Genomic DNA, 12,590 nt, shown 5'->3' with positions numbered 1-12,590 from the left:
CTATGGAAAACGAAGAAAGAGACATGTACCCTCATAACAAAAGAGGTGGTTCGGTAAACAGGATTTACCTGCCTATTATTGTAGCCTCAGCATTGGCTGCAGGTGTGCTTATGGGTGGTTTTCTCAATTTTTCTTCGGGTAATGCAATGCTTGGTTCAGGATCCCATAAAAATAAGCTTAATAAGCTTATGGATTTTATTGAAAGCGAGTATGTGGATAATGTAAATACCGATTCTATAGTAGATCTTACCGTTAACAACATACTGGAACAACTTGACCCGCATTCGGTATATATAGACAAAAATGATATGGAGCAGGTGGCCCAAAGTATGAAGGGCGATTTTGTAGGTATCGGGGTGAACTTCTATATGTACAAAGATTCTGTAGCGGTTATTAAGCCAGTGCCAAACGGTCCGTCAGACAAGGCAGGTATCAAAGCGGGCGACCGTATTTTATTTGCAGGTAATGATAAACTGTTTGGGCGAAACCTGCCTAACGACAGCCTGTTCTCAAAACTTAAAGGGGAAGAGGGTTCCAAAATAGAGCTTACGGTATTCAGGAAAACAGATAATAAGAAATTCAAGATCAATGTAACCCGCGATATAGTTCCTATTAAAAGTGTAGATGCTTCGGTATTGCTGGATAATAAAACAGGTTATATAAAAATCAATCGTTTTGCCGAAACTACCTATAATGAATTTCATGACGCGCTGTTAAATCTTAAAGAAGAAGGGGCTAATTCGCTTATTATAGATTTAAGGGATAATGGCGGCGGATATCTTGAAATGGCAGTTAGTATAGCCGATGATTTATTGGCTAATGACTTACTGATTGTAAAGACCAAGAATAAAAAGAATCGTGAAGATTTAACTTTCGCCACTTCAAGAGGTGATTTTGAAAAAGGTAAAGTATATATACTGATTAACGAAAACAGTGCTTCTGCCAGCGAAATTCTTGCCGGTGCCATACAGGATAACGACAGGGGTAAAATTGTGGGCAGGCGTTCTTTTGGTAAAGGGCTTGTACAGCGCGAAATGCCACTAGGTGATGGTTCTGCCGTGAGGCTTACCGTGGCAAGGTATTATACACCATCAGGCCGTTCGATTCAGCGAAGCTATGCTGAAGGAGGAGATGCCTATTTTAATGATTTTTCCAAGCGTTATGAAAGCGGTGAGCTTTATGCTGCCGACAGTATTAAAATAGCTGATACCCTTAAATACAAAACCCTTAAAGGTCGTACTGTATATGGCGGTGGTGGTATTATACCTGATTTGTTTGTGCCTATGGAAGGCAAACATGGCGATGAAGGTGTTACAATGGTAATGCAGTCAGGCTTTGTTAGCTATTTTATTTTTGAGCAACTGGATAGGGAGAGAAAACAGTTTGAAGGGCTTTCTCAAAAAGAAGTCGTGGATAAGGTGCTTGCTACCGATAAATATTATACTGCCTTCTCGTCTTACCTATCTAATAACGGACTTGTGTTTAACCTGCAAAAGCACAAAGACAGGGTGAAACATTATCTTGCTGCCGAATTTGTAAGGCAGCTTATAGGAGAGGATGCCTACTACAAAATGGTGCTTAAAGAAGACAATATGGTAAAAGCCGTATTGACAGATGAGAAAGAATAATAATTAATTATTCTTTCATCTGCCTTATAATTTAATTCTGGATTTTTATTAGTGTTTAGGACGTGTACTGTCGTGGTGTTGCGACGGGATGCCGTTATTCCATAAGGTAAGGATATCTGTCCCTACAGATGCCCCGCTGCCCGCTGCAATAGATAGCTGGCTTCTCCATCCGGCAAGTGTTCCTGCTGCATAAATGCCTTCGGTAACCAAATGGTCATCGTTTTTAAGCTGTATCCTGTTTTTTTCAGGCATAGCCTTTTTATTTGGAATAACATAATCCATTAACCCTTCTATAGCAAAAGTATTGGCAGAGCCAATAGCAACAACTACGATTTTGGTTTGGTAAGTGTTTTTGTTAGTGGTAACCGTAAAGTCTCCGGCTGTACCTTCCACTTTCATTACTTTTTCGTTTTCAATCTGCTCCACTTCAGGATAAGCACTGTGCAGGTGTTCCAGGCTTTCAGCCATAAGATCTTTGCCCAGTTTTCCCTGAGGTATTCCGTATGCATTATTAAATAATGCGTCCTGTAATGCAGTTGATTTTTGGTGGGTAAAAATCCCTATCCTTTTGCCCTGAGCATAAGGTTTATTGTGTGCAGAGCCTAATATAAGAGCACAGGATACTCCTGAAACCCCTCCGCCAATAATTAAAACATCAAACATAAAAAACGGCTTAGTATCTGGTTTTTTCGTCAATGCTTCTTGCAATCTTGAAGATAATAAGTATGCACACGGCACATAGTGAAGCTACTATACCTATAAGTGCTACAAGGCTGTTTCCTTCAAACAGGTTACTAAAATCAAGTAGTGTTGCATTAAATATTATTAGGGCTAATGCGATAGCTATAAGTGTATAAATAAAAATTTTCATTCTTTAAATCTTAGATGCAAAAAAAGATTAATATATGTGATTATCAGGTTGTGAAAGTACTAAATATAAAACTAAGGGAACAATTGTTTAACATTAGCTGCAAATAATTTAACAGCTATGGCTAAGAGGATTACGCCAAAAACCTTACGTATAACGCCAAGTCCGTTTTCTCCTAAAAGCTTCTCTATTTTAGAGGAAGATTTTAAAACAACATATACTACCGTAACATTTATAAGTATGGCTATAATAATGTTTATCTTCTCATATTCTGCCCTAAGGGAAAGTATGGTAGTCATTGTTCCTGCACCTGCTATAAGCGGGAACGCAATAGGTACTATGGATGCGGTGCTAGGGTTATCCTCTTTATAGAGACGTATTCCCAGTATCATTTCCAAAGCAAGGAAGAAAAGTACAAACGAACCTGCCACGGCAAACGAACTGGCGTCTATGCCTATAAGTTTAAGGATTTCTTCTCCTACAAAAAGAAAGGCAATCATTATAACGGCGGCTACTATAGATGCTTTTTCCGATTGTATGTGTCCTATTTTAGCGCGCAGGTCTACTATAATAGGTACGCTCCCTATAATGTCTATTACAGCAAAAAGTACCATGCTGATTGTAAACATTTCTTTCCAGTCAAATCCCATTTAGCTTAGTTTTTAAGAATTAACAAAAGTATTAATAATAAAGAGATATATAGTTAAAATTTTTCAGGCACCATTTTAGGTGATAAACAAGGGTAAACTTTGACTATCTTTGCGGCATGTTTCAACTGGGTAAAACAATTGTCTCTGAAGACATATTAGAAAAAGAATTTGTGTGCAATTTATCGGCATGCAAAGGGGCTTGTTGTGTAGATGGTGATGCGGGCGCTCCCTTAAGTGAAGAGGAGACAAAAATACTTGAGGAAATTTATCCCAAGATAAAACCCTTTTTAAGAAAAGAAGGTATAGCAGCTATAGAGGCGCAGGGGACATGGGTACATGGTACTGACGGTGATCTTGAAACTCCGCTTATAGATAATAAGGACTGTGCTTATGTAATTTTTGATGGGCAAACTGCATTGTGCGGTATAGAGCAGGCATACAATCAGGGAATTGTAGACTGGAAAAAACCGGTTTCGTGCCATTTGTATCCGGTAAGGGTAAAAGACTTTACCGAGTTTGCGGCTGTAAATTACGATCGCTGGGATATATGTAATCCGGCATGTGCTTTAGGAAAAGAATTAGAGGTTCCTGTGTACAAATTTGTAAAGGAAGCGCTGATAAGAAAGTTTGGTGCTGACTGGTATGCGGAACTTGAAAATGTTGCCGAAGAGCTAAAACAGGAACCGGGTCAAAGAAGGCATTAATTCTTCCAAAAAGCCAAGTATATTGCGGTTTTTCCGCAAAAAATCCGTAACTTTATTTTTGTTCAAAATGTTCGTAATCAATAAGTTGCGAATAAGGTTTTTATTCTCTGTAAAAATCGGCGTTGTTAAAAACTATCGCTGATTGTGAATAAGTTTGGCTTTCATTTTTTAATTCAAATGCCAATCTTTGTAGAACCGCTTTACCAAAAAAATCATTTTTATAATTCCATATAAGTCAAAAAGATATGTCTGCAGTAGAACCAATTTTACAAGAAAACAAGAATCGATTTGTAATTTTTCCGATAAAACACCATGATATTTGGGACTGGTACAAAAAGATGGAGGCTAGTTTCTGGACGGCTGAAGAGATAGATTTACATCAGGATCTCACCGACTGGAACAATAAGCTTAGTGATGATGAGAAGTATTTTATCAAGCACATTTTGGCCTTCTTTGCAGCATCTGACGGTATTGTAAATGAAAATCTGGCGGAAAATTTTGTAAATGAAGTGCAGTATGCGGAAGCTAAGTTTTTCTATGGTTTCCAGATTATGATGGAAAACATTCATAGTGAGACTTACTCACTGCTTATTGATACATATGTAAAGGATGAAGCAGAAAAAGATGAGCTTTTTAATGCTATTGAGGTGTTTCCTGCTATTAAGAAAAAGGCACAATGGGCACTTAAGTGGATAGAATCTGATTCGTTTGCAGAAAGGCTTATTGCTTTTGCGGCGGTAGAAGGTATTTTCTTCTCTGGTGCTTTCTGTTCTATTTTCTGGCTTAAAAAGCGCGGTTTAATGCCCGGGCTTACCTTCTCTAACGAGCTTATCTCAAGAGATGAAGGAGTACACTGTGATTTTGCGGTACACCTGCACAACCACCATCTTGTAAACAAAGTGCCTAAAGACAGGATTAAAGAGATTATTATAGATGCCCTTAATATAGAAAGAGAGTTTGTTACCGAATCGCTTCCTGTAAGCCTTATAGGTATGAACGCTACTTTAATGACGCAGTACCTTGAGTTTGTTACCGACAGGCTTTTAGTAGAGCTTGGCTGTGAAAAACAGTTTAACTCAGGTAACCCGTTTGATTTTATGGATATGATTTCGCTTCAGGGTAAAACCAACTTCTTTGAGAAGAGAGTTTCTGAGTATCAGAAAGCAGGAGTACTGAATAAAGATAATAATGATACAGGAAAAATTAGTTTTGACGCTGATTTTTAATAAATATATACCCCAACCCCACGGGTGTCGTGACACCCGGTATTAACTTAAAATTGTTGCCTTATGAATGTAGTAAAAAGAGATGGCCGCAGAGAGCCGGTAATGTTTGACAAGATAACGGACAGAGTAAGAAAGTTATGCTATGAGCTTAATGACTTAGTAGATCCGGTAAAGGTGGCTATGCGTGTTATTGAAGGTTTATATGATGGTGTGTCTACATCTGAATTAGATAACCTTGCAGCAGAAACAGCTGCTTCTATGACAACAACGCATCCTGACTATGCACAATTAGCAGCGCGTATTGCGGTATCTAACCTGCATAAGAACACAACAAAATCCTTCTCGGAAACGATGCATGAAATGTATCACTATGTAAACCCGAGAACAGGCCAGGAATCTCCGCTTCTTTCTGATGAAGTATATGAGACAATCATGGCTAATGCAGAAGTTTTAGACTCAACAATTATTTATAACAGGGATTTTAACTACGATTATTTCGGATTTAAGACCCTGGAGCGTTCTTACCTGTTAAAAATTAACGGTAAGATTGTAGAAAGGCCTCAGCATATGCTTATGAGGGTATCTGTAGGTATACACCTTAACGATATCGAGGCTGCAATTGAAACGTATGAGCTAATGTCTAAAAAGTTCTTTACACATGCTACTCCTACGTTATTTAACTCCGGTACTCCAAAGCCGCAAATGTCTTCATGCTTCCTTTTAACAATGCGTGATGACAGTATAGACGGTATTTATGATACCCTTAAGCAAACTGCAAAAATATCGCAGTCTGCAGGAGGTATAGGTTTGTCTATCCATAATGTAAGAGCTACGGGTTCTTACATCCGCGGTACAAACGGTACTTCAAACGGTATTGTACCTATGCTTCGCGTATTTAACGATACTGCCCGTTATGTAGACCAAGGTGGTGGTAAACGTAAAGGTAGTTTTGCGGTATATATAGAAACATGGCATGCCGATATTTTCGATTTCCTTGATCTTAAAAAGAATCACGGTAAAGAGGAAATGCGTGCAAGAGATTTATTCTATGCTATGTGGACATCTGACCTTTTCATGAAACGTGTTGAGGAAGATGCAAAATGGACATTAATGTGCCCTAACGAATGCCCGGGACTTTATGATGTATACGGTGAAGAGTTTGAAAAAATGTATGAATCGTATGAGGCTGCCGGAAAAGGAAGAAAAACTATCAAGGCACGTGAGCTTTGGGAGAAAATCCTTGAATCACAAATTGAAACCGGTACGCCATACATGCTTTATAAAGATGCGGCTAACAGAAAGTCAAATCAAAAGAATCTTGGTACTATCCGTTCTTCAAACCTTTGTACAGAGATTATGGAGTATACAGCTCCGGATGAGGTTGCGGTTTGTAACCTTGCTTCTATCTCTTTGCCAATGTTTGTGGAAGAAGGTAAGTTTAACCACGATTACCTGTATGAAGTAACCAAGCGTGTAACACGTAACCTTAATAAGGTAATAGACAGGAACTACTATCCTGTACCTGAGGCAGAGAACTCTAACATGCGCCACCGTCCTGTAGGATTAGGTGTTCAGGGGCTTGCTGATGCATTTATCCTTATGCGCCTTCCGTTTACAAGCGATGAGGCTAAAAAGGTGAACCAGGAGATTTTTGAAACCATTTACTTTGCAGCAGTTACTGCTTCAATGGAAATGGCTAAAGAAGAAGGTCCTTACTCAACATTTGAAGGATCGCCTATTTCTCAGGGTGAATTCCAGTACAACCTTTGGGGCTTAAAAGATTCAGACTTAAGCGGCCGTTGGGACTGGACTTCTCTAAGAAAAGAAGTTATGGAGCATGGTGTAAGAAACTCGCTTTTAATGGCGCCGATGCCTACTGCTTCAACTTCTCAGATTTTAGGTAATAACGAAGCGTTTGAGCCATATACTTCTAACATCTATACAAGAAGGGTACTATCGGGTGAGTTTATCGTAGTAAACAAGCACCTTTTAGAAGACCTTGTACAGTTAGGTTTATGGAACGATGAGCTTAAGCAGGAAATAATGAGGGCAAACGGATCTATACAACATATAGATATTATTCCTCAACATATAAAAGAACTTTACAAAACGGTATGGGAGATGAGTATGAAAGACATCATCGATATGTCCCGCCAAAGAGGTTACTTTATAGACCAGTCGCAGTCGCTTAACCTGTTCATGGAAAATGCAACCTTTGCTAAACTTACTTCTATGCACTTCTATGCATGGAAGAGCGGACTTAAAACAGGTATGTACTACTTAAGGACTAAGAGTGCTGTGGATGCTATTAAGTTTACCCTTAATAATGAGAAAAAAGCACAGCCTGTTGCTGCGGTAGCAAATGCAGAGGGCGAGTCGGAAGCTATGTCGGTTACAGAATTCCAGGCGATGCTGGAGCGTTCCCGTAACGCAGAGCCGGATGACTGCGAAATGTGCGGTTCTTAATTTTAGAATAAACATAACCAATGATAAAAACAAGGAGCAGTAATGCTCCTTGTTTGATTAAACCAATCTTTATCAAACACACCTTATGAAAACCGTTGAAACTATTGAAGTTACTCATGAAATGCTTGCCAGTACAGGTAAGAGATTTGCCAATTATTTAATTGATGATATACTCCTTAGGTATCTTGTTTTTATAGTGATACTAACCATGGGAGAATTGCTTTATGATTTTGGATATGAGTCTTTGTATATGTGGGTTATTGAATTAAGTCAATGGGAGGAACTAGCGTTTATTAGTTTTTTTCTTTCTTCTTATTATGTAATTTTTGAAACATTTTCACAAAGAACCCTTGGGAAATACATTACGGGGACCATGGTGGTTATGGAAGATGGTTCTAAGCCAACTTTTAAAACTGTTTTTTTAAGGACATTATGCAGGCTGATACCTTTTGACGGCTTTTCTTTTTTAAAAGAAAAACCAAGAGGATGGCATGACAGGTTCGTAAAAACCTGTGTTGTAGATGTGAAGGTGTATAGCGCCGCACTTGAGCTTAAAAGAGCTTTTGAGGAAATAGGGATTGAACAGTAATTATTCAGAATAAACAATTAAATCAGATATATGTCAAAAGACAAAAAGGAAATCTACACGGGAATTATAGAAAAAGATGATGAAGGGAACTTTTTTTGCGGAGAGTACCTGTTAGATTATCAGCGTGTAACAGCCGGATTTAAGACCGGAGAAAAAATAACCATAAGATCGGTTATTGAAAATCCAAGCGATAAAAGTTATGATAAGTACCCTAAAAAGTCTAAAGATTTCTTTTTGTTTAATAATAAAAAATAAGGGACTTAAATCCCTTGATTAATTATGGCTACAAAAATGCAGTGGGAACAGTTACTGTCGCTAAAAAGACAGGGAGATACAAGCAAGCGTTTGCGTAAAGAGCAGGACGATACCCGTTTGGGTTTTGAGGTGGATTACGACCGTATAATATTCTCATCGGCTTTCAGGAGCCTGCAGGATAAAACACAGGTTATACCGCTTTCTAAAACCGACTTTGTGCATACACGCCTTACCCATAGCCTTGAGGTATCGGTTGTAGGCCGTTCTTTAGGAAGGCTAGTAGGAAAAAAAATTATAGAAAAGCATCCTTACCTTCAGGATGTACACGGTTATCAGATGAACGATTTTGGTGCCATAGTGGCTGCTGCTGCACTGGCTCACGATATAGGCAACCCGCCCTTTGGGCATTCGGGCGAGAAAGCTATTGGCGAGTATTTTAAAACCGGAAAAGGGCAACAGTATAAAAATGAGCTTACCGATAAGGAATGGCAGGATCTTATAGATTTTGAAGGGAATGCAAACGGATTTAACCTGTTAACGGCTTCAAGGCCGGGAATAGAAGGCGGACTAAGAATCTCTTATGCAACCCTTGGGGCGTTTATGAAGTACCCTAAAGAATCGCTTCCTAAAAAACCTACTGCTAATATTTCCGATAAGAAATATGGTTTCTTTCAGAGTGATAAGACCTTTTTTCAGGATGTGGCAAAAGAGTTAGGGCTTATTCCAAACAAAACAGGTGATGATATAGGTTTTGAGCGCCATCCACTGGCTTATTTAGTGGAGGCAGCCGATGATATATGTTACACCATTATTGATTTTGAAGATGGTATAAACCTGGGGCTTATTCAGGAAGAATATGCTTTGGAATATCTTATCAAGCTGGTAAAAAACAGCATTGATGTAGCAAAATACAATACGCTTACCACTAAAGAAGACCGTATAAGCTATCTGCGTGCTTTGGCCATAAGCAGCCTTATAAGCGATGCGGTTGACGTGTTTGTCGCAAATGAAGACAAAATACTTAATGGGGAATATCCTTATGCCTTAACCGATCAGGGCAAGTATACAGCCCAGATGAAAGATATTATAAACCTGAGTATTAAAAATATTTACCAGAGCCGTGAGGTGGTAGAAAAGGAGATTATTGGTTACCGTATTATCAATACACTTCTGGATACGTTCTGTACGGCTTATAACAATAAGTTTGAAGGTAAAGAAAGCAACTACGACAAGCTCGTATTAAAAATGCTGCCTGAAAGGTTTGTGACAGAAAAGATGAACCTTTATGACAGGTTACTGCACATTTGCCACTTTGTATCTACATTAACCGATGGTAAGGCATTACTGTTGTACAATACCATAACAGGTAATACTAAGGCTTAATTAAAAAGTATAGCTAAGGCCAACGCCCAGCATTTGCTTTAGCTGTATTTTTGGGCCCATTGTTACCACTTCACCATCTACCTCTTTAGTAGATTTAATATCGTTATCATAAATAAGCTGAGTGCCTATATTGGCTTTTACATATTCGTTTACGGTCATGTCCAGTTGTAACTGCCAGTCAACGTCTATGTTTCCGAACTTATTGATATAATCAGAGTAAAGGGATATACGCTGATCCATCATTATATTCTTAAATATCTGCCTCTTTAGCTGTCCGGTTAAAAGCACACCGACTTCGGTACGTGAGTTCTTGCCCGATCTTACAAGATTGCCTAAGTCATCATAAACTGCTTTATCAACACCAAATGCACCTTTGTTGGCAAGGGTTTGGTTTAGTACTAAAGTAGTTTTATTGGTTAGCGGAGACATATAAACCGTAAGGCCTAAATCTTTACGCTTGTATTCAGAACCAATACCCAGAAATATATAAGCAGGTGAAAAAGGGCCTGATATTTCGTCGTCAGTATTGGGGTAGGCATAACCGTTAGCAAATTGCGTGTTGAAGTTAAACTTGGCACTGTAGTACCAGTTTGATACAGTATCTTTCCTGTAACCAAAAGTAGAGGTTAGCTGAATTTTATCTTCAGTTTTACGTACTTCCTGACCTTCCTGACTGTTTAGACCATACCTAAGAATAAGCTCGTTAGCCCAGTTTACGTTTTTTCTTGTATAGTTTTTGTCAAACTCACCTTTTATAACTCCGGAGATAGCATTGTTACCACCCACACTCCAGTTAATGAAGGCAACCTGGTTAATGTCCAGTCCTACTTTATTGGTGTTTTCCCAATGGCTTATGGTATCCGGTAATGTTGTGGTTATGATAACCTGTGAAGTTGCTTTAGTGCTTATAATAATAAATAATACTGCAAGAACGGCTTTTATTCTCATTTTACTAAACGGTGTATTAAATAGATGCGATGCAAAAGTCGGTATTTTTAATAAGTTGAAAAAATATCTTTTAAGCTTTTAACGTCAATACCGCAGTAATGTTGTAGCTGGGCAATACTTCCGTGCTCTATAAATTCATCGGGAATGCCCAGTATAGTTATGTTTGTTGTGTAATTATGTGTGGTTGCAAAAGCAGAAATAATACTGCCAAATCCTCCTTTAACTGTCCCGTCTTCAACAGTAATTACAGTTTTGTATTTGTTTAGTATAGTACGTAATGTCTCCTCATCAACAGGTTTTACAAATCCAAAATGATAATGAGAAAACAAATCGGCTTTTTCAGTTTCAGCTAAAGCTTTGGTAACATTGTTGCCAATGGTTCCTGTGGTAAGTATCGCTACTTCACTACCTGTTTTAAGCTGTTTTGCCTTGCCAAACGGAATCTTTTCAAAAGGCAGCTGCCATTCGGTGCTTTCACCGCGGCCTCTCGGGTAACGTATGGCTATAGGATGGTCTAAGCCAAGCTGTACGGTATATAATATATTTCGTAATTCCCTCTCATTAAGCGGAGCAAAAATACTCAGGTTAGGAATACAGTTAAGATAAGCCAGATCGAAAACCCCGTGGTGCGTAGCACCGTCTTCACCTACCAAGCCTGCCCTGTCAAGACAAAATATAACCGGGAGATTTTGAAGGGCCACATCGTGTATTACCTGATCGTATGCCCTTTGCAGGAAGGTGGAGTAAATATTACAGTATACAATCATGCCCTGAGTAGCCATTCCTGCGGATAGCGTAACGGCATGCTGCTCGGCGATGCCCACATCAATTGCCCTTTCGGGAAAAGCCTCCATCATAAACTTCATGGAGCTGCCCGATGGCATGGCAGGGGTAATACCTATAATCTTATCATTCTTTTCGGCGAGTTCTACAAGGGTAAGCCCAAATACATCCTGGTATTTTGGTGGAAGGTTCTCATCGGCAATCTTAAGGATTTCTCCTGTAAGTTTATCAAACTTACCGGGAGCATGGTATTTTACCTGATCTTCCTCGGCCTGTTTAAGGCCTTTCCCTTTAGTTGTAATTATATGAAGGAACTTAGGGCCTTTTTTGTTTTTAAGGCGTTCCAATTCTTTAATCAGTCCGTTTAGGTCATGTCCGTCAACAGGTCCTGAATAGTCAAAATTCAGGGATTTGATCATATTGTTTTCCCGCGGATTTTTTCCGTCCTTAACCTGTGTAAGGTAATCTTTCAGTGCGCCTACACTTGGGTCTATGCCTATGGCATTGTCGTTAAGTATAACCAGCAGGTTTGCATCGGTAACTCCGGCATGATTAAGTCCTTCAAAAGCCATTCCTGAAGCTATTGAGGCATCCCCGATAACCGCAATGTGGTTTTTGTCGTCTTCTCCCTTCAACCGAGAAGCTATTGCCATACCTAACGCCGCAGAAATGGATGTCGAAGAGTGGCCTACACCAAAACTATCATAAATGCTTTCGCTTCTTTTCGGGAAACCGCTAATACCTCCCAACTGCCTGTTGGTATCAAAATTATCACGGCGTCCGGTAAGTATTTTATGTCCGTATGCCTGATGGCCTACGTCCCAAACCAGTAAATCGTCAGGAGTATTAAAAACATAATGCAGGGCAATGGTAAGCTCCACAACACCAAGGCTGGCGCCTAAGTGGCCTTCCTTAACCGATACGATATCAATAATAAAGTCACGCAGTTCTTTTGCCAGTTGCGGCAGCTGCTGTGGCTCCAGTTTACGTAAATCGCCGGGGGTTTGTATGTGTGAGAGTAAATTGCCTGACATTATAGCTTTTGAAAGGACAAATTTACAATATAGTTTCCTATTTTTGGGTTGGCAAT

Annotated in this window: 12 protein-coding genes; 7 read left to right on the top strand and 5 right to left on the bottom strand. The window is 39.2% G+C overall.

The window, feature by feature from the left end:
• The first annotated feature begins 2 nt into the window (after positions 1–2).
• Positions 3–1,628, top strand: a complete 1,626-nt coding sequence (locus FUA48_RS02250; protein WP_394349203.1) for a S41 family peptidase — start codon at positions 3–5, stop codon at positions 1,626–1,628.
• 48 nt (positions 1,629–1,676) lie between these two features.
• Here FUA48_RS02250 and FUA48_RS02245 read toward each other — a convergent pair whose 3' ends face one another.
• The 3 genes from FUA48_RS02245 to FUA48_RS02235 form a co-directional block, all read right to left on the bottom strand.
• Positions 1,677–2,291, bottom strand: coding sequence for an FAD-dependent oxidoreductase (locus FUA48_RS02245; RefSeq protein ID WP_147581922.1), 615 nt, complete (start codon positions 2,289–2,291; stop codon positions 1,677–1,679).
• A gap of 10 nt (positions 2,292–2,301) precedes the next feature.
• The gene (locus FUA48_RS02240; RefSeq protein WP_147581921.1) at positions 2,302–2,499 is read right to left on the bottom strand and encodes a hypothetical protein; all 198 of its coding nucleotides are present in this window, start codon (positions 2,497–2,499) and stop codon (positions 2,302–2,304) included.
• A 71-nt stretch (positions 2,500–2,570) separates the two neighbouring features.
• Positions 2,571–3,146, bottom strand: coding sequence for a MarC family protein (locus tag FUA48_RS02235; protein WP_147581920.1), 576 nt, complete (start codon positions 3,144–3,146; stop codon positions 2,571–2,573).
• Between the two features lie 116 nt (positions 3,147–3,262).
• On the opposite strand from FUA48_RS02235, the gene FUA48_RS02230 reads away from it, so the two are divergent.
• From FUA48_RS02230 to FUA48_RS02205, 6 genes are all read left to right on the top strand, one after another.
• Positions 3,263–3,850 (top strand): DUF3109 family protein, encoded by a 588-nt coding sequence (locus tag FUA48_RS02230; RefSeq protein ID WP_147581919.1) that lies wholly within the window; start codon positions 3,263–3,265, stop codon positions 3,848–3,850.
• A 245-nt stretch (positions 3,851–4,095) separates the two neighbouring features.
• A complete protein-coding gene (locus FUA48_RS02225) occupies positions 4,096–5,076 on the top strand; it encodes a ribonucleotide-diphosphate reductase subunit beta (RefSeq protein WP_147581918.1) in 981 nt (326 codons plus the stop codon).
• Positions 5,077–5,139: 63 nt separating this feature from the next.
• Positions 5,140–7,542 carry a ribonucleoside-diphosphate reductase subunit alpha gene (locus FUA48_RS02220; RefSeq protein WP_147581917.1) on the top strand — a complete coding sequence of 801 codons (2,403 nt, stop codon included), beginning with the start codon at positions 5,140–5,142 and terminating at the stop codon, positions 7,540–7,542.
• Between the two features lie 85 nt (positions 7,543–7,627).
• Positions 7,628–8,131: an RDD family protein gene (locus tag FUA48_RS02215; RefSeq protein ID WP_147581916.1), complete on the top strand. Its 504-nt coding sequence runs from the start codon at positions 7,628–7,630 to the stop codon at positions 8,129–8,131.
• Between the two features lie 30 nt (positions 8,132–8,161).
• The gene (locus FUA48_RS02210; protein WP_147581915.1) at positions 8,162–8,386 is read left to right on the top strand and encodes a hypothetical protein; all 225 of its coding nucleotides are present in this window, start codon (positions 8,162–8,164) and stop codon (positions 8,384–8,386) included.
• Positions 8,387–8,422: 36 nt separating this feature from the next.
• The gene (locus tag FUA48_RS02205; protein WP_147584941.1) at positions 8,423–9,769 is read left to right on the top strand and encodes a deoxyguanosinetriphosphate triphosphohydrolase; all 1,347 of its coding nucleotides are present in this window, start codon (positions 8,423–8,425) and stop codon (positions 9,767–9,769) included.
• Here FUA48_RS02205 and FUA48_RS02200 read toward each other — a convergent pair whose 3' ends face one another.
• Together FUA48_RS02200 and FUA48_RS02195 are read right to left on the bottom strand one after the other, a co-directional pair.
• Positions 9,770–10,717, bottom strand: coding sequence for a DUF3078 domain-containing protein (locus FUA48_RS02200; RefSeq protein ID WP_147581914.1), 948 nt, complete (start codon positions 10,715–10,717; stop codon positions 9,770–9,772).
• A 47-nt stretch (positions 10,718–10,764) separates the two neighbouring features.
• Positions 10,765–12,534, bottom strand: coding sequence for a 1-deoxy-D-xylulose-5-phosphate synthase (locus tag FUA48_RS02195; protein ID WP_147581913.1), 1,770 nt, complete (start codon positions 12,532–12,534; stop codon positions 10,765–10,767).
• Positions 12,535–12,590 lie beyond the last annotated feature (56 nt).

It is taken from the genome of Flavobacterium alkalisoli (genome assembly GCF_008000935.1).
GTDB lineage: Bacteria > Bacteroidota > Bacteroidia > Flavobacteriales > Flavobacteriaceae > Flavobacterium > Flavobacterium alkalisoli.
This window is presented reverse-complemented; position numbering and strand designations above follow the sequence as displayed.

Excerpts from the sequence above, each read along its gene's own strand:
- FUA48_RS02250 (WP_394349203.1), top strand. The coding sequence starts at position 3 with ATGGAAAACGAAGAAAGAGACATGTACCCTCATAACAAAAGAGGTGGT.
- FUA48_RS02245 (WP_147581922.1), bottom strand. The coding sequence starts at position 2,291 with ATGTTTGATGTTTTAATTATTGGCGGAGGGGTTTCAGGAGTATCCTGT.
- FUA48_RS02240 (WP_147581921.1), bottom strand. The coding sequence starts at position 2,499 with ATGAAAATTTTTATTTATACACTTATAGCTATCGCATTAGCCCTAATA.
- FUA48_RS02235 (WP_147581920.1), bottom strand. The coding sequence starts at position 3,146 with ATGGGATTTGACTGGAAAGAAATGTTTACAATCAGCATGGTACTTTTT.
- FUA48_RS02230 (WP_147581919.1), top strand. The coding sequence starts at position 3,263 with ATGTTTCAACTGGGTAAAACAATTGTCTCTGAAGACATATTAGAAAAA.
- FUA48_RS02225 (WP_147581918.1), top strand. The coding sequence starts at position 4,096 with ATGTCTGCAGTAGAACCAATTTTACAAGAAAACAAGAATCGATTTGTA.
- FUA48_RS02220 (WP_147581917.1), top strand. The coding sequence starts at position 5,140 with ATGAATGTAGTAAAAAGAGATGGCCGCAGAGAGCCGGTAATGTTTGAC.
- FUA48_RS02215 (WP_147581916.1), top strand. The coding sequence starts at position 7,628 with ATGAAAACCGTTGAAACTATTGAAGTTACTCATGAAATGCTTGCCAGT.
- FUA48_RS02210 (WP_147581915.1), top strand. The coding sequence starts at position 8,162 with ATGTCAAAAGACAAAAAGGAAATCTACACGGGAATTATAGAAAAAGAT.
- FUA48_RS02205 (WP_147584941.1), top strand. The coding sequence starts at position 8,423 with ATGCAGTGGGAACAGTTACTGTCGCTAAAAAGACAGGGAGATACAAGC.
- FUA48_RS02200 (WP_147581914.1), bottom strand. The coding sequence starts at position 10,717 with ATGAGAATAAAAGCCGTTCTTGCAGTATTATTTATTATTATAAGCACT.
- FUA48_RS02195 (WP_147581913.1), bottom strand. The coding sequence starts at position 12,534 with ATGTCAGGCAATTTACTCTCACACATACAAACCCCCGGCGATTTACGT.